This window comes from Stenotrophomonas sp. YJH_SMC_57, assembly GCF_059369755.1.
In genome coordinates this window covers 213,046-238,185 of the sequence record NZ_JCAFSZ010000005.1, presented here as the reverse complement: position 1 = coordinate 238,185, position 25,140 = coordinate 213,046, and the positions used below count along the sequence as shown (strand labels likewise).

The 25,140-nt window shown below is 67.0% G+C and carries 22 protein-coding genes; 16 read left to right on the top strand and 6 right to left on the bottom strand.

Features of this window, described 5'->3' with window-relative positions; translation table 11 throughout:
- Position 1: 1 nt before the first annotated feature.
- The 11 genes from AC5P7U_RS08510 (at position 2) to AC5P7U_RS08460 (ending at position 15,642) form a co-directional block, all read left to right on the top strand.
- Positions 2 to 1,192, top strand: a complete 1,191-nt coding sequence (locus AC5P7U_RS08510) for a 1-deoxy-D-xylulose-5-phosphate reductoisomerase (RefSeq protein ID WP_006426998.1) — start codon at positions 2 to 4, stop codon at positions 1,190 to 1,192.
- Between the two features lie 55 nt (positions 1,193 to 1,247).
- Positions 1,248 to 2,606, top strand: a complete 1,359-nt coding sequence (gene rseP, locus AC5P7U_RS08505; RefSeq protein WP_008264625.1) for an RIP metalloprotease RseP — start codon at positions 1,248 to 1,250, stop codon at positions 2,604 to 2,606.
- A 74-nt stretch (positions 2,607 to 2,680) separates the two neighbouring features.
- On the top strand, positions 2,681 to 5,044 hold the full coding sequence (bamA, locus tag AC5P7U_RS08500; RefSeq protein WP_049456919.1) for an outer membrane protein assembly factor BamA: 2,364 nt from the start codon (positions 2,681 to 2,683) through the stop codon (positions 5,042 to 5,044).
- 441 nt (positions 5,045 to 5,485) lie between these two features.
- The gene (gene lpxD, locus AC5P7U_RS08495) at positions 5,486 to 6,508 is read left to right on the top strand and encodes a UDP-3-O-(3-hydroxymyristoyl)glucosamine N-acyltransferase (protein ID WP_006426903.1); all 1,023 of its coding nucleotides are present in this window, start codon (positions 5,486 to 5,488) and stop codon (positions 6,506 to 6,508) included.
- The gene (fabZ, locus tag AC5P7U_RS08490) at positions 6,505 to 6,963 is read left to right on the top strand and encodes a 3-hydroxyacyl-ACP dehydratase FabZ (protein ID WP_006426901.1); all 459 of its coding nucleotides are present in this window, start codon (positions 6,505 to 6,507) and stop codon (positions 6,961 to 6,963) included. Before lpxD ends, fabZ begins: the two co-directional genes overlap by 4 nt.
- A 15-nt stretch (positions 6,964 to 6,978) precedes the next feature.
- Positions 6,979 to 7,770 (top strand): acyl-ACP--UDP-N-acetylglucosamine O-acyltransferase, encoded by a 792-nt coding sequence (gene lpxA, locus AC5P7U_RS08485; protein ID WP_006426899.1) that lies wholly within the window; start codon positions 6,979 to 6,981, stop codon positions 7,768 to 7,770.
- A 53-nt stretch (positions 7,771 to 7,823) separates the two neighbouring features.
- Positions 7,824 to 9,026 (top strand): lipid-A-disaccharide synthase, encoded by a 1,203-nt coding sequence (gene lpxB / locus AC5P7U_RS08480; RefSeq protein WP_312564150.1) that lies wholly within the window; start codon positions 7,824 to 7,826, stop codon positions 9,024 to 9,026.
- Entirely contained in the window at positions 9,023 to 9,691 is a 669-nt protein-coding gene (gene rnhB, locus AC5P7U_RS08475) for a ribonuclease HII (protein ID WP_197563087.1), read from the top strand. The genes lpxB and rnhB overlap by 4 nt, the downstream gene beginning before the upstream one ends.
- A gap of 353 nt (positions 9,692 to 10,044) precedes the next feature.
- A complete protein-coding gene (dnaE, locus tag AC5P7U_RS08470; protein ID WP_197563090.1) occupies positions 10,045 to 13,635 on the top strand; it encodes a DNA polymerase III subunit alpha in 3,591 nt (1,196 codons plus the stop codon).
- Between the two features lie 64 nt (positions 13,636 to 13,699).
- Positions 13,700 to 14,569: a hypothetical protein gene (locus AC5P7U_RS08465; protein WP_197563092.1), complete on the top strand. Its 870-nt coding sequence runs from the start codon at positions 13,700 to 13,702 to the stop codon at positions 14,567 to 14,569.
- Between the two features lie 113 nt (positions 14,570 to 14,682).
- Entirely contained in the window at positions 14,683 to 15,642 is a 960-nt protein-coding gene (locus AC5P7U_RS08460) for an acetyl-CoA carboxylase carboxyltransferase subunit alpha (protein ID WP_133934198.1), read from the top strand.
- 134 nt (positions 15,643 to 15,776) lie between these two features.
- Here AC5P7U_RS08460 and AC5P7U_RS08455 read toward each other — a convergent pair whose 3' ends face one another.
- Positions 15,777 to 16,232, bottom strand: a complete 456-nt coding sequence (locus AC5P7U_RS08455; protein WP_006426717.1) for a CopD family protein — start codon at positions 16,230 to 16,232, stop codon at positions 15,777 to 15,779.
- Between the two features lie 149 nt (positions 16,233 to 16,381).
- Between AC5P7U_RS08455 and AC5P7U_RS08450 the strand changes: the two genes are divergently transcribed.
- Together AC5P7U_RS08450 and AC5P7U_RS08445 are read left to right on the top strand one after the other, a co-directional pair.
- Entirely contained in the window at positions 16,382 to 16,972 is a 591-nt protein-coding gene (locus AC5P7U_RS08450) for a class I SAM-dependent DNA methyltransferase (protein ID WP_197563094.1), read from the top strand.
- A gap of 93 nt (positions 16,973 to 17,065) precedes the next feature.
- Positions 17,066 to 18,373 (top strand): polyhydroxyalkanoate depolymerase, encoded by a 1,308-nt coding sequence (locus AC5P7U_RS08445; RefSeq protein ID WP_197563096.1) that lies wholly within the window; start codon positions 17,066 to 17,068, stop codon positions 18,371 to 18,373.
- A 200-nt stretch (positions 18,374 to 18,573) separates the two neighbouring features.
- On the opposite strand, the gene AC5P7U_RS08440 is transcribed toward AC5P7U_RS08445, so the two are convergent.
- Positions 18,574 to 19,563 (bottom strand): sensor domain-containing protein, encoded by a 990-nt coding sequence (locus AC5P7U_RS08440; protein WP_197563098.1) that lies wholly within the window; start codon positions 19,561 to 19,563, stop codon positions 18,574 to 18,576.
- Positions 19,560 to 19,925, bottom strand: coding sequence for a PadR family transcriptional regulator (locus AC5P7U_RS08435; protein ID WP_049458153.1), 366 nt, complete (start codon positions 19,923 to 19,925; stop codon positions 19,560 to 19,562). The genes AC5P7U_RS08440 and AC5P7U_RS08435 overlap by 4 nt, the downstream gene beginning before the upstream one ends.
- A 136-nt stretch (positions 19,926 to 20,061) precedes the next feature.
- On the opposite strand from AC5P7U_RS08435, the gene AC5P7U_RS08430 reads away from it, so the two are divergent.
- A complete protein-coding gene (locus tag AC5P7U_RS08430) occupies positions 20,062 to 20,964 on the top strand; it encodes a peptidylprolyl isomerase (protein ID WP_197563100.1) in 903 nt (300 codons plus the stop codon).
- 575 nt (positions 20,965 to 21,539) lie between these two features.
- On the opposite strand, the gene AC5P7U_RS08425 is transcribed toward AC5P7U_RS08430, so the two are convergent.
- On the bottom strand, positions 21,540 to 22,412 hold the full coding sequence (locus tag AC5P7U_RS08425) for a DMT family transporter (RefSeq protein ID WP_049456459.1): 873 nt from the start codon (positions 22,410 to 22,412) through the stop codon (positions 21,540 to 21,542).
- Between the two features lie 115 nt (positions 22,413 to 22,527).
- Between AC5P7U_RS08425 and AC5P7U_RS08420 the strand changes: the two genes are divergently transcribed.
- Entirely contained in the window at positions 22,528 to 23,472 is a 945-nt protein-coding gene (locus AC5P7U_RS08420) for a LysR substrate-binding domain-containing protein (protein ID WP_197563102.1), read from the top strand.
- 69 nt (positions 23,473 to 23,541) lie between these two features.
- On the top strand, positions 23,542 to 23,835 hold the full coding sequence (locus tag AC5P7U_RS08415; protein ID WP_005408721.1) for a hypothetical protein: 294 nt from the start codon (positions 23,542 to 23,544) through the stop codon (positions 23,833 to 23,835).
- Between the two features lie 41 nt (positions 23,836 to 23,876).
- Here AC5P7U_RS08415 and AC5P7U_RS08410 read toward each other — a convergent pair whose 3' ends face one another.
- Complete coding sequence (locus AC5P7U_RS08410; RefSeq protein WP_006426389.1) at positions 23,877 to 24,659, bottom strand: DUF4349 domain-containing protein; 783 nt, start codon at positions 24,657 to 24,659, stop codon at positions 23,877 to 23,879.
- Between the two features lie 32 nt (positions 24,660 to 24,691).
- Positions 24,692 to 25,048: a GFA family protein gene (locus AC5P7U_RS08405; protein ID WP_006426388.1), complete on the bottom strand. Its 357-nt coding sequence runs from the start codon at positions 25,046 to 25,048 to the stop codon at positions 24,692 to 24,694.
- Between the last annotated feature and the right edge of the window lie 92 nt (positions 25,049 to 25,140).

Sequence of the window (25,140 nt, the reverse complement as noted above, 5' to 3'; positions counted from 1 at the left end):
CATGAATGCTGCCGCAGACCTGCGCCGGGTCGCCGTTTTCGGCGCCACCGGCTCGATCGGTGCCTCCACGCTGGACGTGATCGCCCGCCACCCGCAGCGTTACCAGGCGACCGTGCTGGCTGCCGGCCGCCAGCTGCACGCGCTGCTGGCATTGTGCCGCCAGCACAAGCCCGAGCACGCGGTGATCGCCGACGAATCACTGTATGCCGAGCTGCGCGACGGCCTGCGCGAGGCCGGCCTGGCCACCGAGGCCCATGCGGGTGCTGCCGCGCTGGACCAGCTGGCCGCCAGCGATGCCTGCGACACGGTGGTCGCGGCCATCGTCGGCGCCGCTGGACTGTCCTCGACCCTGGCCGCCGCCGCAGCCGGCAAGCGCATCCTGCTGGCCAACAAGGAATCGCTGGTGCTGGCCGGCGAGCTGCTGACCCGCACCGCCGAACGGGCCGGCGCCGAAATCATCCCGATCGACAGCGAGCACAGCGCGATCTTCCAGTGCCTGCGCTCGCGCGATGCCAGCATCGAGGGTGCCGGCGTGCGCCGGATCCTGCTGACCGCGTCCGGCGGCCCGTTCCGTGGCCGCAGCCGTGCCGAACTGGCCCAGGTCACCCCGGCGCAGGCCGTGGCCCACCCGAAATGGTCGATGGGCCCGAAGATCTCGGTCGATTCGGCGACGTTGATGAACAAGGGCCTGGAAGTCATCGAGGCGCATCACCTGTTCGCGGTGCCCGGCGAGCGCATCGAGGTGCTGGTGCACCCGCAGAGCCTGGTGCATTCGCTGGTCGAGTTCGTGGACGGCTCGACCCTGGCGCAGATGGGCCTGCCGGACATGCGCACCACGCTTGCGGTCGGCCTCGGCTGGCCGCAGCGCATCGAGTCGGGCGTGGCCGGGCTGGATCTGCTGGCCCAGGGCCGGCTGGATTTCGAGGCCCCGGACACCGACGCGTTCCCCTGCCTGGCCCTGGCCTGGCAGGCGATGCAGGCGGGCGGAACCGCACCGGCGGTGCTGAACGCCGCCAATGAAGAGGCGGTTTCAGCGTTTCTTCAGGGCCGGATCGGTTTCCTGACCATCCCGGAGCTGGTTGCTAACGCTCTTTCAACACTGCCGACCCAAGCAGCCGATACACTGGAGGTCCTGTTGTCCGCCGACCAGCGGGCACGCCAGCTGACCCTGAACGCCATCGACGCCGCCTGAACGACCGCCTCGCCCAGCATGACGACGCCGCCTCTGCCCACCACTGTGACCCTGCATGACTGACTTCATCGGATCGGTCTGGTGGATGATTGTCAGCCTCGGGCTGCTGGTCACGTTCCACGAATTCGGGCATTACTGGGTCGGCCGCCTGTGCGGGGTCAAGATCCTGCGCTTCTCGGTCGGCTTCGGCCGCCCGCTGTGGTCGCGCCGCGACAGGCACGGCACCGAGTTCGCCATCGCCGCCATTCCGCTGGGCGGCTACGTGAAATTCCTCGACGAGCGCGAGGTCGAAGTCCATCCGCACGAGCGCGGCCAGGCCTTCAACCACAAGACCGTCTGGCAGCGCATCGCGATTGTCGCTGCCGGTCCGATCGCCAATCTGCTGCTGTGCATCCTGCTGCTGTGGGCGATGTTCGTGATCGGCAAGCAGGACTATTCGCCGACCATCGGCCGGGTCAGCGGCATCGCCGCCACGGCCGGACTGGTCAGCGGCGACCGCGTGCTGCGGGTGGATGACCGCCAGGTAGTCACCCTCGGCGACGCCAGCATGGCACTGACCGCGGCCGCGATGGACCGCCGTGACGTGACGCTGGAAGTGCTCGATCCCGCCGACCAGGTGCGCGTGCGCACCCTGCCGCTGTCGCAGCTGCCGGCTGGCTTCGATGAACGACGGGTGCCGATCCTGGCCGGCCTGTACTGGCAATCCTGGCTGCAGCCGGCGCTGGTCGACTCGTTGACCGCCGATTCGGCGGTGGCCGGGCAGCTGCAGCCGGGCGATCTGATCGTGGCCATCGACGGCCAGCGCATCGACAGCGTCGATCAGGTCATTGGCGAAATCCAGGCCCTGGGCCGCGCCGGTGGCCCGGGCATGATCGAGGTCCTGCGCGGCGGTGAACGCCTTGCGCTGGAAGTGACACCGCGCCAGGGCAAGGATGGCAAGGGCAATCCGGTCTGGCAGATCGGCGTCGGTTTCCCCACCACCTACAGCCCCGCCTACGACACCCTGCTGCGCTATGGTCCGCTCGACGCGGTGACCGTGGCCGTTCGCGAAACCGGCCGCCTGGCCGCCGACTCGCTGGGCATGATGGGCCGCATCGTCACCGGCAAAGCCTCGCTGCAGAACGTTTCCGGGCCGGTCACCATCGCCCGCGTGGCCAACGTCTCGGCCAAGCGCGGCCTCGACTGGTTCCTGCAGTTCCTTGCCCTGCTGTCCCTCAGCCTGTGCATCATCAACCTGCTGCCGATCCCGATCTTGGACGGCGGGCACCTGCTGTATTACCTTATCGAGTTGGTCAAGGGCAGCCCGCTGAGCGAGCGTGCCATCGCCGCCGGCCAATACATCGGCCTGGCGTTGCTGGCCGGGCTGATGGGGTTGGCGTTCTACAACGACATCCTCGGCCTGGTCCCGCGATGAACTTTTCCACGTTGTTGCCGTCTACAGCGTCGGCATCCCGCACCAATGAAATCGACCTTCCTACCGGACGTGACATGACGCGACTCCCCAATCGCCGCCTGCTGGCCCTCGCCCTCGCCGCCGTCACCGGCGCTCCCGCCCTGGCCCAGGCAGCCGAGCCCTTCACTGTCAGCGACATCCGCGTCGATGGCCTGCAGCGCATCAGCTCGGGCACGGTGTTCACCTACCTTCCGGTGGAACGTGGCGAGACCATCACCGACAACAAGGTCGGCGAGACCATCCGCGCCCTGTACAAGACCGGCTTCTTCGAAGACGTGCAGCTGGACCGCCAGGGCAACATCCTGGTGGTGACGGTCAAGGAACGCCCGGCGATCAACAAGCTGACCGTCACCGGCAACAAGGACATCAAGTCCGAGCAGCTGCTGAAGGGCCTGTCCGACATCGGCCTGACCGAAGGCGGCACCTTCGACCGCCTGAGCCTGGACCGCGTGACCCAGGAACTGCGTCGCCAGTACAACGACCGTGGCAAGTACACCGTCGAGATCACCCCGACCGTGAGCCCGCTGGACCGCAACCGCGTGGACATCGCGATCGCCATCAAGGAAGGCAAGGCGGCCAAGATCCGTCACGTCAACCTGGTCGGCACCGAGAAGTTCGAGAGCAAGGACATCCTGGAGACCTGGGAGTCCAAGGAGCACAACTGGGCCTCGTGGTACCGCCGTGACGACCAGTACTCCAAGGAAAAACTGTCCGGCGACCTGGAAAAGCTCAACTCCTGGTACCTGGACCGCGGCTACGTCGACTTCAGCATCGATTCGACCCAGGTCTCGATCAGCCCCGACAAGCGCGACATGTTCCTCACTGCCGGCGTGACCGAGGGCGCGCAGTACAAGATTTCCGAGATCAAGGTCAGCGGCGACACCATCCTCCCGCAGGAGGACGTCGAGCGCATGGTGATCCAGAAGTCCGGCGACACGTTCTCGCGTGCGCTGCTGGAATTCAGCTCGGACACCATCACCAACTCGCTGTCCAACATCGGCTACGCGTTCGCCAAGGTGAACCCGATCCCGACCACCAACCGCCCCGACCAGACCGTGGCGATCAACATGCAGGTCGTGCCGGGCCCGCGCGTGTCGGTGCGCCGCATCCTGTTCCGTGGCAACACCCGCACGTCCGACGAAGTGATGCGTCGCGAAATGCGCCAGTTCGAGAACAGCTGGTACTCGCAGGCCGCGATCGACCGCTCCAAGATCCGCCTGCAGCGCCTGGGCTACTTCGAGTCGGTGGACGTCGAAACCCCGGCCGTCAGCGGCAGCAACGACCAGGTCGACGTCGTCTACAACGTCAAGGAAACCACCTCCGGCAGCTTCGTGTTCGGCCTGGGCTATTCGCAGTCCTACGGCATGACCACCTCGGTGCAGCTGTCGCAGAACAACTTCCTCGGCGGCGGCAACCGCGTGTCGGTCGAAGCCTCGCGCAGCAGCTACCTGCAGCGCTATGGCTTCAGCTACACCAACCCGTACTTCACCGATGACGGCGTGTCGCTGGGCTACAACCTGTCCTGGCGCGAGCTGGACTACTCCGACTTCAACACCGCGCAGTACAACAGCACCAATGGTTCTGCGCAGGTGGTATTCGGCGTGCCGCTGACCGAGACCGACACCGTCTCGCTGATGTTCGGCATCGACAGCAACCAGATCACCACCTACCAGGGCTCGACCCCGCAATCGATCATCGATTACATCAACGCGGTCGGTCAGCGCACCTTCCACGCCTGGCGTACCGAGCTGGGCTGGGCACGCGACTCGCGCAACGACTACTTCATGCCGACCCGCGGTACCTATCAGCGCATCGGCCTGGAAGCCACGCTGCCGGGTTCGACCATCGAGTACTACAAGCTGAACTACCAGATCAGCAAGTACTGGCCGATCATGCCGTCGCTGGTGATCAACACCCGTGCAGAAGTGGGCTACGGCGATGCCTATGGCAATGACTACACCCGCACGCTGACCAACCCGGACGGCACCACCCGCACCGTCACCGCGAGTGGCCTGCCGTTCTTCGAGAACTTCTACGCCGGCGGTACCAACTCGGTGCGTGGCTTCGAAGACAACACCCTGGGCCCGCGCGAAGTCACCAATGGCTATCCGGAAGGCCAGCCGCTGGGTGGTTCGCTGAAGACCGTCGGTTCGGTCGAAGCCTACTTCCCGCGCCTGTTCGACAGCCCGTCGGCACGCGTGTCGGCCTTCGTCGACTTCGGTAACGTCTACAACGGCACCAAGAACTTCAAGGCCAACGAACTGCGCGTCTCCACCGGTGTCGCCCTGCTGTGGCGCGCCCCGGTCGGCCCGATCTCGATCAGCTACGCCTTCCCGCTGAAGAAGGAAGACGATGACAAGATCGAACGTCTGCAATTCACCTTCGGTGGCCAGTTCTGAGGAACTTTGTTCCTCAGAACTGATCCACCTGCGGTGAATTGCCCCCGCATTTCACCTATCCCCCGCGCCGTTGGCGCGCCCCCCTTAACAGAAGGGGGGCTCTCCGCCAGACAGGGTGCGAAGCGCCGGGCTCTGCCCGGCGTTTTCGTTTGGTCCGGATGCCGGAAGCGCCCGCTCTGCTTTTGAGCTTTGATCTTTTCTGTTTTTCCGTGGCTGGCACACGCGCCACGCCGCCGGAGGTCGGACGGGGTGGGGCTGCGGGGGTGTGAGCCGCATGGATGCGGCGACCAAGGCTACATGGACGTACTTGCGCCGTCCCCCGCAGCCCTGCCCCGTCCGACCCAGCCCATGGGACTGGCTCTGCCGGCCGCGAGGGGCCCTGTCCTTGGCTGTATGCCCCCCCTGCATGACCGCAATGGCGTCACACGTTAAACTCCCGCCGTGAATACTCCCACCTACACCGCCCAGCAACTCGCCGAGCAGTTCGGCCTGCAGGTCCATGGCGACCCCGCCACCGCCATCCATGGCGTGGCCACCCTCGCCCATGCCGGTCCTGGCCAGCTGACGTTCCTCTCCAATCCGCGCTACCGCGCCCAGCTGGCCGACAGCCAGGCGTCGCTGGTGGTGCTGCGTGCCGACGACGCCGAGGCTGCCCCCGGCGCCGCGCTCGTCGCCAAGGACCCGTACACGGCCTTTGCCAAGATCGCCGCGCTGTTCGACATCGCGCCGACACGGCCGCCGGGCATCCACCCCAGCGCCGTCATCGATCCCAGCGCCCAGGTTGCAGCCAGCGCCCATATCGGCCCGTTCGTCTCCATCGGCGCGCGCAGCGTGGTCGGCGAGAACTGCATCATCGGCACCGGCAGCGTGATCGGCGAAGACTGCAGCCTCGACAGCGGCTGCGAGCTGATCGCCCGGGTCACCCTGGTCACCCGGGTCAGGCTCGGCAAGCGCGTGCGCGTGCATCCTGGCGCCGTGCTCGGCGCCGATGGCTTCGGCCTGGCGATGGACGCCGGCAAGTGGATCAAGGTGCCGCAGCTGGGTGGCGTGCGCATCGGCGACGATTGCGAGATCGGCGCCAATACCTGCGTCGACCGCGGTGCGCTGGAAGACACCGTGCTGGACGACGACGTGCGCCTGGACAACCTGGTGCAGATCGCACACAACGTTCAGATCGGCGCACACTCGGCCATCGCCGGCTGCACCGGCATCGCCGGCAGCGCCAAGATCGGCCGTTACTGCCTGCTCGGCGGCCACGTCGGCGTGGTCGGCCACCTCGAGATCTGCGACAAGGTCGTGATCACCGGCAAGTCCGTGGTCCGCAATTCCATCCATGAGCCGGGCGAGTACTCGTCCGGCACCCCGTTGACCGACAACCGCACGTGGCGCAAGAACGCCGCGCGCTTCAAGCAGCTGGACGCATTGGCTCGCCGCGTCCTGGCCGCTGGCAAGGAGAAAGAATGAACGACACGCTGCAGCTTCCTATCGACGTCTGCCAGATCCAGGAACTGCTCCCGCACCGTTACCCGTTCCTGCTGGTCGACCGGGTGCTTGAGCTCGACATCGAGGCCAAGCGCATCCTGGCGCAGAAGAACGTGAGCATCAACGAGCCCTTCTTCCAGGGCCACTTCCCGGGCCGTCCGATCATGCCCGGCGTGCTGATCATCGAAGCGCTGGCCCAGGCCGGTGGCGTGATGACCCAGCTCACGCTCGGCCGTGACTCGCAGTCCACGCTGTTCTACATGGTCAAGGTGGAAAACGCCCGCTTCAACAAGCAGGTCGTTCCCGGCGACGTGCTGATGCTGGATGTGCAGATGAAGCGCCTGATCCGCAACATGGGCTGGTACTACGGCGAAGCCAAGGTCAACGGCGAAGTCGTTGCCTCGGCCGAAGTCATGTGCGCCGGCGCCAAGGGCTGATCACTGGAGGCAGGAATGACTGACAACGTACCCCGGATCCACCCGACCGCCGTCATCGATCCGGCCGCGCGCCTGGCCGATGACGTACAGGTGGGCGCGTTCACCCTGATCGGTGCCGATGTGGACATCGGTGCCGGCACGGTGATCGGCCCCCATTGCAGCATCCATGGCCCGACCCGGATCGGCCGCGACAACCGCTTCATCGGCCACGCCGCCATCGGTGGCGAGCCACAGGACAAGAAGTTTGCCGGCGAGCGCACCGAGCTGGTGATCGGCGACCGCAACGTGTTCCGTGAGTTCGTCACCGTCAACCGTGGCACCGGCGGCGGCGGCGGCGTGACCACCATCGGCAACGACAACTGGATGCTGGCTTACACGCACGTGGCACACGACTGCCATGTCGGCGACTTCTGCGTGTTCTCCAACAACACCACCCTGGCCGGCCACGTCACCGTGGGCGACTACGTGATCATCAGCGGCTTCGCCGGTGCCCACCAGTTCTGCCGCATCGGCGCGCATGCCTTCCTCGGCATGGGCGCGCTGACCAATGGCGACGTGCCGCCGTTCACCATGGTCGGCACCGATTCGCTCGGTCGCCCGCGCGGCATCAACAGCGAAGGCCTGAAGCGCCGCGGTTTCGATGCCGAGCGCATCTCGGCCATCAAGCGTGCCTACCGCACCCTGTACGTGGCCGGCCTGCCGCTGGCCGAGGCCAAGGTGCAGCTGACCGAACAGGCGCGTGACAGCGACGATGTGAAGGCGATGCTGGACTTCATCGAGCATGCCGAGAGGCCCTTGCTGCGATGAGCAGCGCGACCGGCCAGGCGCCGGCCGGCGCCGCCGTGATTGCGCTGGCCTCGATGGCTGGCAGCGTTCCTGCGCAGCGGGTGCTCAGCGAGCGACCGTTGCGGATTGCACTGGTGGCCGGCGAGGCCTCCGGCGATCTGCTGGGTGCGGGCTTGGTGCGTGAACTGAAAGCACGGTTCCCGAACGCCGAATTCGCCGGCATTGGTGGCGACGCCATGCGCAGCGCCGGCTGCCAGACCTGGCACGATGCCAGTGAGCTGGCGGTGATGGGCCTGACCGAAGTACTGCGCCACCTGCCACGCCTGCTGAAGCTGCGCTCCACGTTCCGCCAGCGCGCACTGGAATGGCAGCCGGACGTGTTCATCGGCATCGACGCACCCGACTTCAACCTTGGCATCGAGCGCTGGCTCAAGCAGCGCGGCGTGCAGACCGTGCACTACGTCAGCCCCTCGGTCTGGGCCTGGCGCGAGAAGCGCGCCGAGAAGATCGGCAACAGCGCCGACCTGGTGCTGTGCCTGTTCCCGATGGAGCCGCCGATCTATGCCAGGCATGGCATCGATGCGCGTTTCGTCGGGCACCCGATGGCCGACGACATTCCACTGCAGGTCAACCGCGAGGAAGCCCGTGCCGCGCTTGGCCTGCCGACCTCGGCCAAGGTGCTGGCGGTGCTGCCGGGCAGCCGACTGGGCGAGATCTCGCGCCTGGGCGAACCGTTCTTCGAAGCCGCCTGGCAGGTCTCCGAACGCATCCCGGGCCTGCATGTGGTGGTACCGGCCGCCAACCCGGCGTGCAGGCAGCTGATCGAAGAACAGCTCTCACGCTCGGCGCTGCCGGTGGCCTATTCGCATGTACTCGACGGACAGGCGCGCAACGCGATGATCGCCGCCGATGTGGTCGTGCTGGCGTCGGGCACCGCCACGCTGGAGGCGATGCTGGTCAAGCGCCCGATGGTGGTCGGCTACCGCGTCAACGAGCTGACCTACCGCCTGGTCAAGGCGCTGGGCCTGATCAAGGTCGACCGTTTCGCGCTGCCCAACATCCTGGCCGGCCAGGATCTGGCCCCGGAGCTGATGCAGCACGACTGCACGCCGGACAAGCTGGCGGCGGCCATCCAGCAGTGGTTCGACCATCCGCAGCGCGCGGCCGACCTGCAGGGCACCTATGCCCGCCTGCATGAACGCCTGCGCCGCAACGCCTCGGCACGGGCCGCCGACGCCGTCGGCGAGCTGTTGATGCGCGATCGGGCAGCTGCATGAGCCGTCGCCACGCGGCAACGGCCAGCCTGGCCCTGTTCGATGGCGCGGCCGTGATCGAGCCGGAGCGGTTGATCGCCGGCGTCGACGAGGCCGGCCGTGGACCGCTGGCGGGGCCGGTCGCGGTGGCGGCGGTGGTGTTCGACCCGGCAAGGCCACGCATCAACGGCCTGGATGATTCCAAGCAGCTCGCCGCCGCACGCCGCGAGCAGCTGCATGACCGCATCATCGAGCGGGCCCTGGCCTGGCACGTGGTGCTGGTCGACGTGGACACCATCGACCGCCTGAACATCTACCAGGCCACCCTGCAGGGCATGCGCGAGGTGGTCGCCGCCGTGGCCCATGTCGCCGGCTTCGCCCGCATCGATGGCAACGTGGTGCCGAAGGGGCTGGTACTGCCGGCACAGGCGCTGATCGGCGGCGATGGCATCGACCGCGCGATCATGGCCGCCTCGATCCTGGCCAAGGTCTCGCGCGACCGCTACATGCAGGACGTGCACGCTCGTCACCCGCAGTACGGCTTCGAGCAGCACAAGGGCTATGGCACCCCGGCCCACCTGGCCGCGCTGCGCACGCACGGCCCCTGTGACGAGCACCGGCGCAGCTTTGCCCCGGTGCGTGACTGCCTGGAAGCGCCGCAGGCGTCGGCCGACATCGCGATTGCCTGAATCGCCTGAACGCCCGCTGCAATCCGTCTGGGGAAGAGTCCCCCTGAGCCAGGGGGACGCGCCCCTGGGAATCGCAGGAGCGATTCCCAACGTTGCTGTGCAACGGCCCGAAGGGCGCATGCCATGGATGGCATGCGTAACGGCGCGGGGGTCTGGAAGCATGGTGAGACGGGGCCCGCGGTTCGCCTGCGAGCCGTGGGAAGCGATAGCGCGAATGCGATATCGCGTGCCGTCAAGAGCTTGTCGCGCCCCCCTGCCCTCGCTACCCTGACCGGGCACTCCAGCGCTTCCCGACCCCGGCGACGATTCCCCCCGTCGGCACCCGGGGCCCGCGCGCTCCAACCTGGCCCGGCATGTCCAACTCCCGCTTCGTACATCTCCACGTCCACACCGAGTTCTCGCTGGCGGACTCGACCATCCGTGTGCCGGCCAAGCCGGACCAGGCCGACCCGAAGAAGGCCAAGCAGGCCAACCTGCTGTCGCGCTCGGTCGAGCTCGGCCTGCCCGCGCTGGCGGTGACCGACCTCAACAACCTGTTCGCCCTGGTCAAGTTCTACAAGGCCGCCGAAGGCGTGGGCATCAAGCCGATCGCCGGCGCCGACGTGCTGATCGCCGAGGAAGGCCAGGACCCGTGGCGGATGACCCTGCTGTGCCGCGACCGCGAGGGCTACCTGAGCCTGTCGCGGCTGCTGACCCGCGCCTGGATGGAAGGTCATCGCCCGGAAGGCGGCGTGGCCGTGCACCCGGACTGGCTGAAGGCCGGCAACGCCAACCTGTTCGCGCTGGCCGGGCGGCAGAGCCTGGCCGGGCGGCTGGCGCTGGACGGCAAGCATGAGCTGGCCGAGCAGCAGCTGGCCGACTGGCAGCGCGTGTTCGGCGATGGCCTGCACCTGGAACTGACCCGTACCGGCCGCGAAGGCGAGGAGACCTTCAACCAGTTCGCGCTGATGGCCGCCGGCCAGCGTGGCCTGCCGGTGGTGGCCAGCAATGACGTGCGCTTCCTGTCACCGTCGGATTTCAGCGCGCACGAAGCGCGCGTGTGCATCTCCACCGGCCGCGTGCTGGACGACCCCAAGCGCCCGCGCGAGTACAGCGACCAGCAGTACCTGAAGTCGGCCGAGGAGATGTGCGCGCTGTTCGCCGACATCCCCGATGCGATCGACAACACGCTGGCGCTGGCCGAGCGCTGCAACATCGAGATGCGGCTGGGGACCTACTTCCTGCCCAACTACCCGGTGCCCGACGACGAGACCCTGGACACCTGGATCCAGAAGATGTCGCGCGATGGCCTGGAAGAACGCCTGGAGAAGAATCCGCTGGCGCCGGGCAAGACCCGCGAAGAGTACTTCGAGCGCCTGGAGTTCGAGCTCAACACCATCATCAAGATGGGCTTCCCGGGCTACTTCCTGATCGTGGCCGACTTCATCCAGTGGGGCAAGAACCAGGGCATTCCGATCGGCCCCGGCCGTGGTTCGGGTGCCGGTTCGCTGGTGGCGTGGGCGCTGAAGATCACCGATCTGGACCCGCTGCCGTACAACCTGCTGTTCGAGCGCTTCCTCAATCCGGAACGCGTGTCGATGCCCGACTTCGACATCGACTTCTGCATGGATCGCCGCGACGAGGTGATCGACTACGTCGCACGCAAGTACGGGCGCGAACGCGTCAGCCAGATCATCACCTACGGCACCATGGCCGCCAAGGCGGTGGTGCGCGACTCCGGCCGCGTGCTGGGTTTCCCGTACGGCCTGGTCGATGGTGTCTCCAAGCTGATTCCGAACATCCTCGGCATCCACCTGAAGGATGCGCTGGGCAAGGGCAAGGAAGGCCCCAGCTCGGAAATGGCCTCGGCCGAACTGATCCAGCGCTACGAGACCGAGGACGATGTCCGCGACCTGATCGACCTGGCGCTGCAGCTGGAAGACCTCACCCGCAACGCCGGCAAGCATGCCGGTGGCGTGGTGATCGGTCCCGAGCCGCTGAGCGAGTTCTGCCCGCTGTATGCCGAACATGACGAGAACGGGCTCGGCAAGAACCCGGTCACCCAGTTCGACAAGAACGACGTGGAAGAAGTGGGCCTGGTGAAGTTCGACTTCCTCGGCCTGCGCACGCTGACCATCATCGACTGGGCGGTGAAGGCGATCAACAAGCGCCATGAGCGCGCCGGCATCCCGCCAGTGGACATCGCCGCGATCCCGCTGGACGACACGCCCACCTACAAGGACATCTTCGCCAACGGCAATACCGGCGCGGTGTTCCAGTTCGAATCCTCGGGCATGCGCCGCCTGCTGAAGGACGCGCGTCCCGACCGTTTCGAAGACCTGATCGCGCTGGTGTCGCTGTACCGCCCCGGCCCGATGGACCTGATTCCCTCCTTCAACGCGCGAAAGCACGGCCAGGAGGAAATCATCTATCCCGATCCGCGCACCGAAGCGATCCTGAAGGACACCTACGGCATCATGGTGTACCAGGAGCAGGTGATGCAGATGGCGCAGATCGTCGGCGGCTACTCGCTGGGCGGCGCCGACCTGCTGCGCCGCGCGATGGGCAAGAAGGTGCCGGCGGAAATGGCCAAGCACCGCGAGATCTTCCGCGAAGGTGCGGCCAAGGACGGCGTGGACGAGGCCAAGGCCGATGCGATCTTCGACTTGATGGAGAAGTTCGCCGGCTACGGCTTCAACAAGTCGCACGCCGCTGCCTACGCGCTGGTCAGCTACCAGACCGCGTGGCTGAAGCGCCATTACCCGGCCGAGTTCATGGCGGCCACGCTGTCCTCGGACCTGGACAACACCGACAAGGTGGTGGGCTTCCTTGACGAGGTGCGCAACCTCGGCCTGACCGTGCTGCCGCCGAAGGTGAACCAGTCGGCCTTCATGTTCGAAGCGGTGACGCCGGACACCATCCAGTACGGCCTGGGCGCGATCAAGGGCGTTGGCCAGGGTGCCTGCGAAGCCGTGGTCGACGAGCGCCTGAAGGGGGGCGAGTACAAGGACCTGCTCGACTTCTGCACGCGCGTTGGCTCGGCCAAGCTCAACCGGCGCACGCTGGAAGCGATGATCAACTGCGGCGCGCTGGATGAGCTCGGCCACAACCGCGCCTCGCTGATGCTGCAGCTGCCGGAGGTGATCAAGGCCACCGACCAGATGGCGCGCGAGCGCGCGTCCGGCCAGAACTCGCTGTTCGGCGGCCCCGACCCGAGTGCAACCACGATCCAGCTGGACCTGCCCCAGGCCGAGGAATGGCCGTTGCTGCAGCGCCTGAACGGCGAGCGCGACACGCTGGGCTTCTACCTCAGCGGCCACCCGTTCGATCCGTGGCGCGACGATGTGCGCGACCTGGTCGGCAACGACCTGGGTTCGGTGGAGAAGATCTGGAGCGCCAACAGCGGCGGTGGCGGTGGCGGCGAAAAGCGCTGGCGCCCGGAAGTGCAGACGGTGCTGGCCGGCCAGGTGGTCGGCGTGCGCCGCAAGGGCGAAAGCCAGATCTTCATCCAGCTCGAGGACGGTCGTGGCCGCGTCGAGTGCAGTGCGTTCTCCGACGCGATGGCCGAGTTCGGCCACCTGATGACCAAGGACCGCATCCTGGTGGTCAAGGGCGGCCTGCGCGAGGACGAGTTCAACGGTGGCTTCGCGCTGCGCATCCGCCAGGTCTGGGACTTCGACGAAGTCTGCGCCAACTACGCCACGCGGCTGTCGCTGCGCCTGGACCTGCGCCAGCAGCGCCCGGTCTGGGAACGCATCGATGCCCTGCTCGATCGCCATCGCCCGGGGCGCACCCCGCTGCGCCTGGACCTGCTGCTGAAGGGCCCGCAGGGCGGCGTGGCCGGCATGCTTGATGTCTCCGGGCAGAGCGCGGTGCGCATCGACTCCAAGCTGATGGAGGCGCTGCGCGCCGATCCCGCCGTGCGCACGCTGAAGGTGCGCTACAGCCCGCCGTGGGCCAGCTGAGGCGGCCGCTCCGGGTGTCCTTTCACCCCTGTTTTCCCGTTCCAGATATCAAGGACGATTGCCGATGAAGACCCTCCTGTTCCCGTTTGCCGCCGCGCTGGCGCTGGCTGCCTGTTCGCCGTCGAAGATCGAGTTCCAGATCGACAATCCGACCGCCACGCCACTGGCGCTGAGCATTGACGGCAAGGAGCTGCCGGTGGCCGCGCACGGTTCGCGCCCGATCTCGCTGGCCGTGGGCGAGCACCGCCTGCACAGCGAGAAACTCGGTGACGTGCGCTTCATCGTCTACGTCGACGGTCGTGGTGGCCTGATCAACCCGACCCTGAGCGAGTACGTCATCGCCCGCGAGATCTATGTCACCGACCAGAGCAAGCTGAAGAATTTCGGCGTTGGCAACAAGGGGATCGAGCTGGGCGGGGTCGACTTCGAAGGCCCGTTCGAGAAGAGCCACGCGCTGTTCATCGACAAGACCTGGACCTACGGCGTGCGCGAACCATTCCCGAAGGAAAAGGTGGTGGCCCATGTCGACTCCAGCGGCGGCCAGATCGTGGCAAAGGTGTTCACCGCCCCCGACTTCATCACCTACGTGGAAGAAGGCATGGGCGAACCCGGCGCGTTCAAGCGCGAGCAGCCGGCCGGCTACGTGGCCCCGGTATTCAGCCTGGAACCGGCTCCGGCCAGCCTTCCGGCGCTGGTGCCCGCCTTTGAAGCGCATGCCGCGCCCCTGCGCGAGGTCTATGCGCGCTGGCTGAAGGCCACCACCGCCGATGAACAGAAGGCCCTGCGCAAGCAGGACTTCGCCGCACAGATGGCCTTCACTTCGGCCACCGCCAGCCTCGGCAGCGGCCTGGGCCGGGAGGCCAACGAGGCTTACAACGACTTCGTCTCGCAGCGCAGCCAGCTGATGGGGCACAGCGCCCTGGTCGTGCCCTGAGCTGACTGGCGCCCCCTGCCCGGCTGCGCTACCGTCGCCTTCCAGACGAGGGCGTACGGGTGGTTTGCACGCATTCGGCTAGAATTCCCCTCTTCTTTACACGACGGCTTCCGATGAATCCGAACTACCTCGACTTCGAGCAACCCATCGCCGACCTGGAAGCCAAGATCCAGGAACTGCGCAACGCCAGTGCCGGGCCGGCGGTCAATGTCGAGGCCGAAGTGCACGCGCTGCAGGACAAGCTGCGCATGCGCACCGCGCAGATCTTCCGCAACCTGACCTCGTGGCAGGTGCTGCAGCTGGCCCGCCACCCGTCGCGCCCGTATACCGCCGACTACATCCGCATCATCTGCGATGAGTTCCAGGAACTGGCCGGTGATCGCGCCTTCGCCGACGACAAGGCGATCATGGGCGGCCTGGCCCGCATCAACGGCCGCGCGGTGATGGTGATCGGCCACCAGAAGGGCCGCGACACCAAGGAAAAGATCAAGCGCAACTTCGGCATGCCCAAGCCGGAGGGTTACCGCAAGGCGCTGCGCCTGATGAAGATGGCCGAACGCTTCGGCCTGCCGGTGCTGACCCTGATCGACACCGCCGGCGCCTGGCCGGGCATCGACGCCGAATCGCGCGGCCAGTCCGAAGCGATCGCACGCAACCTGATCGAGATGGCTGAACTGAAGGTGCCGATCATCTGCACCGTGATCGGTGAAGGCGGCTCCGGCGGTGCGCTGGCGCTGGGCGTGGGCGACCGCACCGTGATGCTGGAGTACTCGGTGTATTCGACCATCACCCCGGAAGGCTGCGCTTCGATCCTGTGGAAGGACGCCGGCAAGGCCAAGGACGCGGCCGAACAGCTGGGCCTGACCGCCCCGCGCCTGAAGAGCCTGGGCCTGGTCGACAAGGTCGTGCGCGAGCCGACCGGTGGCGCACACCGCAACCCGATGCAGATGGCCAAGCGCCTGAAGGCGGTGCTGCTGAACGAACTGGACGCGCTGGAAAAGCTGTCCACCGAACAGCTGCTGGAACAGCGCTACACCCGCCTGCGCAGCTACGGCACGTACGAAGCCGCGTAAGCCCGGTAGTGCCGGCCGCTGGCCGGCAACATCCGTGTGATTGCAGAAACGAAAGAGCCGGGCAGATGCCCGGCTCTTTTTCGTTGCGCCTGCGCGATGTATCCAGGCATGGCGTGGATGCACGGAAGGCTTGCTCAGAACGGCTTGGCCAGCACCAGCCACACGATCGGAATGAACGCCAGCAGCGGAATCTCGTTGATCCAGCGCAGTGCGCGCGACGACGGCAGCGCCCTGCCCTGGGCCACGCCCTTCAGCAGGCGCCCGATCCAGATGAAATACGCCAGCAGCACCACGACCAGCCCCAGCTTGGCATGCAGCCAGCCGGCACCGCCCGGCGCCACCATGGTCGGGAAATCAGGGATGACCTTGTAGCCCAGCCACAGCACCAGGCCCAGCAGGAAGGCCAGGCCGAACATCGAATGGCCGAAGCGGTACAGGCGCAGGCCCATCAGCTGCAGGCGCTCGGTCACGGCCGGCTGGCCCGCGGTTTCGGCCAGGTTGACCAGGATGCGCGGCAGGTAGAACACCGTCGCCATCCACGCCACCACGAACACGATGTGGAAGGTCTTTACCCAGTAGTAGCTCTGCATGCGCTTGCTCCGGCGGCTGGCGTAGATGGGCGGTCATTCTCGCATGCCGTGGCCGGACCACCCCGCGTGCCACCGCCGCGACACATCGACGCATGGCGCGCCGCAACACCGTACGATAGGCGCCGTTTTCTCCAATCATGCACCGCCCCATGGACAAGACCTACGACGCCGCCTACTTCCAGCGCTGGTACCGCCGCGCCGACATCGGCGGCAGCGCCCGCCTGGCACGCAAGGTCGCGTTGGCCGTGGCCAGTGCCGAGTACTACCTGGAGCGGCCGATCCGCAGCGTGCTGGACATCGGCTGCGGCGAAGGCGCCTGGCGCGCGCCGCTGCTGAAGCTGCGTCCGAAGGTCGAATACCTCGGCTTCGACAGCAGCGAGTACGCTGTGCGCCGCTACGGCCGCACCCGTAACCTGCATCTGGCCCGCTTCGGTGATTTCGCCTGGTTGCGGCCCTGCGCCCCGGTCGACCTGCTGGTCTGCTCGGACGTGATGCACTACGTGCCCAACCGCGAACTGCGCGCCGGCCTGGCCGGCGTGGCCGAGCTGACTGGCGGCGTGGCCTTCCTGGAGACCTTCGCCGCCGAGGACGCGTTCGAAGGCGATCACGACGGCTTCCAGGCCCGCCCGGCGCGCTGGTACCGGCGCGAACTGGCCCGCCACGGCCTGCAGCCGGTAGGGTCGCACTGCTGGCTCGGCCCCGCCCTGGCAGGTGATACGGCCGCGCTGGAACGGATGTGAATCCGGATTCACTATTTTCAGCCAACTTAACCTGCGGGACACCCGGATGGGATATGCTGCGCGGCAACATATGACCATACATATTCGGTCGTCATGCTCTATCAACTGCACGAACTGACCCGCAACCTGCTCGCCCCCTGGGTGCACCAGGCCCAGGCCAACGCCAAGTTCTTCGCCAACCCGGGCCACTGGTGGTCGCAGATGCCGGGTGCCGATCGCCTGGCCGCGGTCAACGAGTTGTTCCATCGCATCGGCAAGGATTACGAGAAGCCCGAGTGGGGCATCAACGAAATCGACGTCGATGGCGAGCGCGTGCCGATCGTCGTGCATGAGGAAGTGAGCAAGCCATTCTGCAAGCTGCTGCGCTTCAAGCGCCACAGCAATGAAGCCGACCAGCTGCACACCATGCTCAACCAGCCGTTCGTGCTGGTGGTCGCGCCGCTGTCCGGCCACCACGCTACCCTGCTGCGCGATACCGTGCGCACCCTGCTGCGCGACCACCGCGTGTACGTCACCGACTGGGTCGACGCGCGCATGGTGCCGTCCAGCGAAGGCGAGTTCGGCCTGGACGACTACATCGCCTACATCCAGGAATTCATCCGCCACCTCGGCGTTGAGCGCCTGCATGTGGTGAGCGTGTGCCAGCCGACCGTGCCGGTGCTGGCCGCGGTTTCGTTGATGGCCAGCCGTGGCGAACCGACGCCGCGCACGCTGGTGATGATGGGCGGCCCGATCGATGCGCGCTGCAGCCCGACTGCAGTGAACAACCTGGCCACGCAGAACCCGCTGTCGTGGTTCGAGAACAACGTCATCCACACCGTGCCGCCCAGCTACCCCGGCGCCGGCCGCCGCGTGTATCCGGGCTTCCTGCAGCATGCCGGCTTCCTGTCAATGAACCCGAGCCGCCATTTCAGCTCGCACTGGGATTTCTACACCGACCTGGTCAAGGGCGACCTGGAAGACGCCGATGCGCACCGTCGTTTCTATGACGAGTACAACGCGGTGCTGGACATGCCGGCCAAGTACTACCTGGATACCATCCGCGTGGTGTTCCAGGACTTCCTGCTGCCGCGTGGCGAGTGGATGGTCAATGGCGAGAAGGTCGATCCGTCGGCCATCCGCGATACCGCGCTGCTGAGCATCGAAGGCGAGCTGGACGACATTGCCGGCCTCGGCCAGACCGAAGCGGCACAGGCACTGTGCACCGGCATCAGCGCAGACCGCCGCGAGCATTTCATCGTCGAAGGTGCCGGCCACTACGGCATCTTCAGCGGCCGCCGCTGGCGCGAAGTGGTGTACCCGAAGGTGCGCGACTTCTTCGCCGCGCATGCCGAGGCGCCGGCTGCCAAGGTCCCGAAGAAGAAGAGCAACGTCACCCCGCTGCGCCGCAAGGCGGGGTAACTCGCCCATGGTGGGTGCCGACCTGGGTCGGTACGCCCTGGTAGATGCCAACCTTGGTTGGCGCTCTACCGTAAACCCTGGCATCTGATGGAGTGTGCCAACCAAGGTTGGCACCTACCGAAGCCGAGCCCGCCAGGTATGTCGATGGCGGATGGAGCGTGCCAACCGAGGTTGGCACCCACCCAAGCGTGGATTCGCGCTTACAGCCGCACCAGCAGGTGCTTGGCGATCAAGCCGTGCAGCTTGCCGATGCCGCGCGCCAGGTGCAGGGTCAGCACCAGCAGCAGCGCACCCACGGCGGCAACCACGATCGCTACCAGCGGCGAGGCCGCCATCGGCAGCACATTCACGCCGTCGATATAGATGCCCGGGATGTCGCCGCTGAAGATCGCCGCCACCGGTGCCCAGATCATGCCCAGCGACAACGACAGCAGCGTCACCGCGATGGTGAAGTAGATGATGCCCAGCGGCAGCATCAGCACGAAGTACAGCAGGGTCAGCCAGGTGCGGCCATCGGTGAACATGTCGCCGATACGCTGCAGCCAGGTGCGGCTGCGGTCGGTGTAGCGTGGACGGCGTGGCATGCGTTCGCCCAGCAGTGCTTCCACCAGCCGCCCTTCCAGCAATGCCAACCCGCGCACCGAGCCGAAGAACAGTACGGTCAGCGGAATGCCGACGATCAGGATCAGCAGGCCCAGCGACAGCGACAGGCCGGTCACCACCCAGGTGAAGAAGAAGATGCCGGTGGCCAGCGACAGCAGCATGTAGAACAACGCGCCATAGGTGTGCGGATCCGCCACCACGCCGAAGAAACGTGCCAGCAGCGAGCGCTGTACCGGCGCCGGCGGCGGCGCGGCCGGCTCGACGCCGCTGGCCTCGGCTGCCGCACGCAGCACCGGCGAGGTATCCGCACGCGGCGTACGCAGCGCGCGGTTCACCGTCACTTCGGTCTCGCGGTAGATCTCGGCCACTTCGTCCGGAGCGCCATAGCTGCCGGCGACGTCGGCGATCACCTCGGCCTCGCTGCGGCCGGGCTGTGCAGCCAGCTCCGAACGCAGGTATTCCTCGGCGTCGTACAGGGCATCCTGCACCATCGCCGGATCGGCGCCTTCCAGCGCCGCGCGCAGCTGCGCCAGGTACTGAGGAATGGTGGTCGGCAGGGCACGGCCTGCCAGGCTCGGGTCGTTCATTGCGGTACCCCCTCCAACACGGAATCGACGGAATCGCGGGTGGCCTGCCAGGCCTGGCGCCATTGCGCCAGCACCTCGCGGCCACGTTCATTGATGCGGTAGTAGCGCCGCGGCGGCCCGCTGCTGGACGGCTCGACATGGCTTTCCAGCAGGCCGGCCCCTTCCAGGTTGCGCAGCACCGGGTACAGCGCGCTCTGCTTGCCGCTCAGCACGCCCTCGCCCACCCGCTCCAGCTCCTTGGCAATCAGGTAGCCGTACAGCGGCTGCCCGGCCCGGGCGAGCACCGCCAGCAGGGCCAGCGACACGGTTCCAGCGCTCAGCTCCTTCTGGAACTTCTTCAGGTGGACATCGTCTTCGACCATGACCGGCCCTCCACTACGTTGAAGTCCACAGTAGTGCGAAGTTCGGTATAGCGAATGTGTCGTTAGTCATCGTGCCGGTTGGCGTGGCCGGGACGCTCGCGCAGAATCGAAGCTTCGTTCATGTTCCGGGGTTCCCATGCCGCACCGCCGTCGCCTTGCCCTGACCGCCCTCGCCCTTTCCTGCCTGCTTCCCGCGCTGGCCAGCGCGGCCACGCCCTACCGCAGCCCGCAGCAGATCCTCGACGCGTCGGCGGCCAACGACTGGCGCACGCCGGACCCGGCCAACCTGCTGTACATGGACCTGCCGGCCGGCCGGGTGATCATCGAACTGGCGCCGCAGTTCGCCCCGCGCCATGTCGCCAACATCCAGACCTTCGCCCACGAGCACTTCTGGGACAGCACCAGCATCTACCGTTCGCAGGACAACTTCGTGGTGCAGTTCGGCGATGCCGACGCCGATGACGCGGCCAAGGCCAAGCCGTTCGGCAGCGCCGCACGCAAGCTGCCGGCCGAATTCGAACGCACCAGCGCCGGCCTGAAGGTGAGCGTGTTGCCGGACAGGGATGGCTGGGCGGCGCAGACCGGCTTCGTTGACGGCTTCCCGGTCGGCCAGGACCCGCAGGCCGGCAAGGCCTGGCTGGCGCACTGCTACGGCATGCTCGGCGCCGGCCGCAGCAACGAGGAAGACAGCAGCATCGGCGCCGAACTGTACGTGGTGACCGGGCAGTCGCCGCGCCAGCTGGACCGCAACATTACCCTGGTCGGCCGCGTGCTGAAGGGCATGGAGCTGCTCAGCGCGACCCCGCGCGGACCGGCACCGATGGGTTTCTACACCGACCCGAAGCTGCGTACGCCGATCGTGTCGATCCGCCGTGCCAGTGACGTGCCGGTGGCCGAGCGCACGCCGATACAGGTGCTGCGTACCGATTCGAAGACCTTCGCCGAAACGGTGGAGGCGCGACGCAATCGCGTGGATGATTTCTACAAGCGCCCGGCGGGGCATATCGATCTCTGCAATATCCCGGTGCCGGTGAAGTAACGCCGTCGCGGGTTCTGCACGTGGCGCGTGCTGAAGGCGCTTCATCGTTCATGGGCGTCACTTTTCTTTTCGCGCGAAAAGAAAAGTAACCAAAAGAAACGCGCCGCCACACCGCGAGCCGCCGTGCTTCGCACGTCGGTACCCTGCGCTTCTCGGTGAATCAGGGGACGGTGCCGAACTCGCTGCGCTCAGACATCGGCACCTCTTCGCCCCTGATTCCCCTGCGATGCTCGGCTCGCTCAAGGCGGATCCAAGATCAAAGGCCGCAGCTGCACCCAGTAGATCCACGCCATGCGTGGATGCCTTTGCCGTTGATCTTGACCTTCCAGTCCGCCTTGAGCGAGCCGAGCACCGCAGGTCCGGCGAGGGCGAAGAGGCGCGGGTGTTTGAGCGCAGCGAGTTCCCGCGCCGTCCCTCGGCGGGCCGAGGAGCGCAGGGCACCGATGCGCAACGCGCATCGGCTCGTGACCGGCGGAACGTTTCTTTTGGTTACTTTTCTTTGCGTACAAAGAAAAGTGACGCCCATGAACGATGAAGCACCTTCAGCACGTGCCACGCGCAAAACGTCGACGCCCTCAGCCCTTCTGGCTCACCGCCACGCTGCCCAGAATCAACGCACCGGCAATCAACATCTGCACCGTCACCGCTTCCCCCAGGAACAGCCACGCGAACGCAGCGCCGAACAGCGGAATCAGATAGGTCACCGTCGATGCGCGCGACGGGCCGATGCGACCGATCAGGCGGTAGAACATCAGGAACGCCAGGCCGGTACACGCCACGCCCAGCGCGATCGCCGCACCCCACGCCTTGAGCGGAATCGCCGCCTGTGGCCAGTGGCTCACCGCCATTGGCAGCATCCACAGCGAGGCGCACGACAACGTCGCCGCAGCAGCGGCCGCCGACGGCAGGCCGGTCATGTGCCGCTTCACCAGGTTTACGCCGAGGCCATACAACAGCGACGCCGCAGCGCCGGCGATCACCGCGGTGCCGATGCTCAGGCCGGACACCTTGGCCGTGGCCAGCACCACCACGCCGGCAAAACCAACCAGCAGCGCGCCGGCACGGCGCATGCCGATCTTCTCGCCGAAGAACAGGAAGGCGATCAGCGCGGCGAACAGCACCGTCATCGCATTGCAGATCGCGCCGATCGCAGCCGGCGCCTGCTCGGCGGCATAGGCGAACAGCACGAACGGCAGCGCCGAATTGATCAGGCCGATCGGTGCCAGCCACAGCCAGCGCCGCGGCGGGAACTGCGCGCGTGCACGCCAAAGGAAAGGCAACAGCACCAGAGCGCCCAGCACCAGCCGCACCTCGACCAGCGCGAACGGGCCGAACGACGGCACCGCCACCCGCATGAACAGGAACGAGCAACCCCAGATGGCGCCCAGCAGGGTCAATTCCAGCGGTGTGCGCCAGTCGCGCTCGGCCGCCTGTGGGACCGCGTTCATGCCCTGCCTCCGTCCATCGCCGTTTCCTCGCCAAGGCACACAGGATCGGGCGAAGACGCCCGCCACACAAGCGCGTAGTATCGCTGCCAGCCACAAATATGGTTTGAGGCTGGACATGCAGCTACGCCCTTCCCTGCTCCCCGCGCTGGCCGTGTTCGCGGTCGCCGCACGCCACCAGAACTTCGCCCAGGCCGCGCAGGAACTGCACCTGACCGCCAGCGCGGTCAGCCACCACGTGCGCCGCCTGGAAGAAGTGCTGGAGACCCGGCTCTTCCTGCGCCACGCCCGAGGCGTGCGCCTGACTGCAGAAGGCCGGCAGCTGGCCGACGCGGCCAGTGCCGCGTTCACCGACGTCGCAGCGGTCGCCCACCATCTGCACCCGGATGCCGACAGCGTGCCACTGCGGATCACCACCCTGCGTTCGCTGTCCTACTGCTGGCTGCTGCCCCGGCTGCCACGCTTCACCCAGGCCCATCCGCACATCCGCATCGAGCTGCACACCGGCAGCGGGCTGGATCGCTACGACGACAACGGCCCGGAAGTCGGCATCCGCTATGGGCTGGGCCAGTGGCCCGGCCTGCGCGCGCAGCACCTGATGGACGACTACCTGTTCCCGGTGGCGTCACCGGCGCTGGCCGGCGTTGAATCGCTGGCCGATCCGGCACGCATCGCCGACCTGCCGCTGCTGACCGATCTGTCACCACAGGGTTGGCGCGACTGGTTCCGCCATGCCGGCGTGCGCCCGCCCTCGCCGCTGCCGCCGATGCATACCTTCGCCGACAGTACCGATGCGATGCGCGCCGCGGTGTACGGCATGGGCGCGGTGCTGGCGCGCACCCACATCGCCCAGCCCTACCTGCAGCGCTACGAGGTCGTACGCCTGCCCGGCCCGGCGCTGAAGGCGCGCTACGCGTATCACGTGGTGCATGCCGAAGGGCAACCACCGAGCCAGGCCGCGCGCCTGTTCATCGATTGGCTGCTGGAGCAGGCGCAGGACGAACGCACGCCGATACCCGCGCTGCCGGACAGCCTGCTGGGGCGCCCGGCCACGCGCGACTGACTGCGCCCTCACCCGTTCTTTGCTTCGCGCTGGCTAGGCTGCTGACGAACCCCACAACGTACCCATGCCATGGCCATGCTGCGACTGCGCATCACCGGAACCGAAGACGACGCCCGCGCCATCAGCGACCTGCTGCTCGGCCTTGAGGGCATCGAACACGTCGAGGAAACCGACGACCTGATGCCGCACATGGACGACGACGATTCCAGCTCGGCCGGACTGTCCGATGACATCGGCCCGGGCATCCACGAACTGGAAGTGGAAGTCGGCAACGAGAGCACCGCGCAGAAAGTACGCGACGCGGTGCAGGAACTGGCACTCGAGCTGGACGTGTTCGTCGAATACGAAACCGACGAAGGCTGACACTGGCAGTGCCGGCCAAGGGCCGGCACGCCACGGTCGGGTCAGGGAGTGGGCGGCAGCTTGCGGCGACGACGACGGCGCAACCACGCACGCACGCCCCAGGCGGCGATCAATGCCAGCACGCCCACCGGCAACAACGCGGCGGCGGCACGGATCAGGAACGCAACGCTGGTGCTGAGGATGCTGCCCGACTCGCTCAGGGCCTCGCCGATCTCACTGCGGCTGCGCTGGCCGGAGGTGGTGTCGAAATGGAGCGTCACCAGCTGGGTATCGATGCGGCGGCGCTGCTGTGCGGCATCCTTGTTGGCCTGCTCGACGCCGGCCTCGATCTCCGACAGGCGCGTGGTGATCGCCATCAGGTCCTCGACCTTCAGATCCTTGCGGTCCTGGTAGGACAGCAGCCGCGCATGCTCCTTCTCCAGCCGCGCCCTGGTCAGCGCGGTGTCGGCCACCTGCTGCGCGAGGTCCTCGGCGCGCGTACTGCGCGACTGCAGCGTGCCGCCCTCGCCGGCCATGGCGATCAACGGCTCGGTCCCCTTGGGCGCGATACGCACCTTGACCTCGCCACTGGGCTGCTCGCCACTGCGCTGGTCGACCTGCAGCACCGCGCAGTCGCCGAACGTCGCGCTCTGGCAGGCCTGTGCGATCTGCCGGATGCGTGGCGCAATCTGCGCCGCGTCCAGCTGTACCTGCACGTCATGCTCGTAGGCAAGGAACGCGCCTTCCGGTGAAGCAACGGCGGCGTCGGCCGCACTGGCGCCTGCTTCCGCGGCCCGCTGGCCACTCTGGGCGCAGGCAGCCAGCGCCAGCAGCAGCACCGGCATCGCCGCGGCCCGCGTCCACGCATGCAGCGGGCTCAAAGCGCAGCTCCGTCATAGGACATCACCGCCAGCGTGGCCAGGTCCACCTGCGGCACGCAGCGCACGTTCACCGCCACCATCGGCGCGCCGGTACGCGGATCCACCGCTTCGCTGTAGGGCGCGATGCCGCATTCACGGCAATGGTGGTGGTCGATGTGCGCCTTGTTGAAGTGGTAGGTGGCCACGTCGGCCGGGTCGGTGGTCAGCTGGAACGCCTCGCGCGGGGCGAACCACAGCAGGCCGCCGCGGCGCCGGCACATCGAGCAGTTGCAGTCGATGACATCGCTGATCGGCGTTTCGGCCTGCACGGTGAATGCGATCCTGCCGCAATGGCAGCTTCCCTGGTATTCCATGTCCTGCGCTCCGCTGGAGAGTCCTTGTCGGCGCCCATGGTAATCCTATGGCACGGGGACAAAGCAGCCCCAGCGGCCTATGCTCGGGGTTT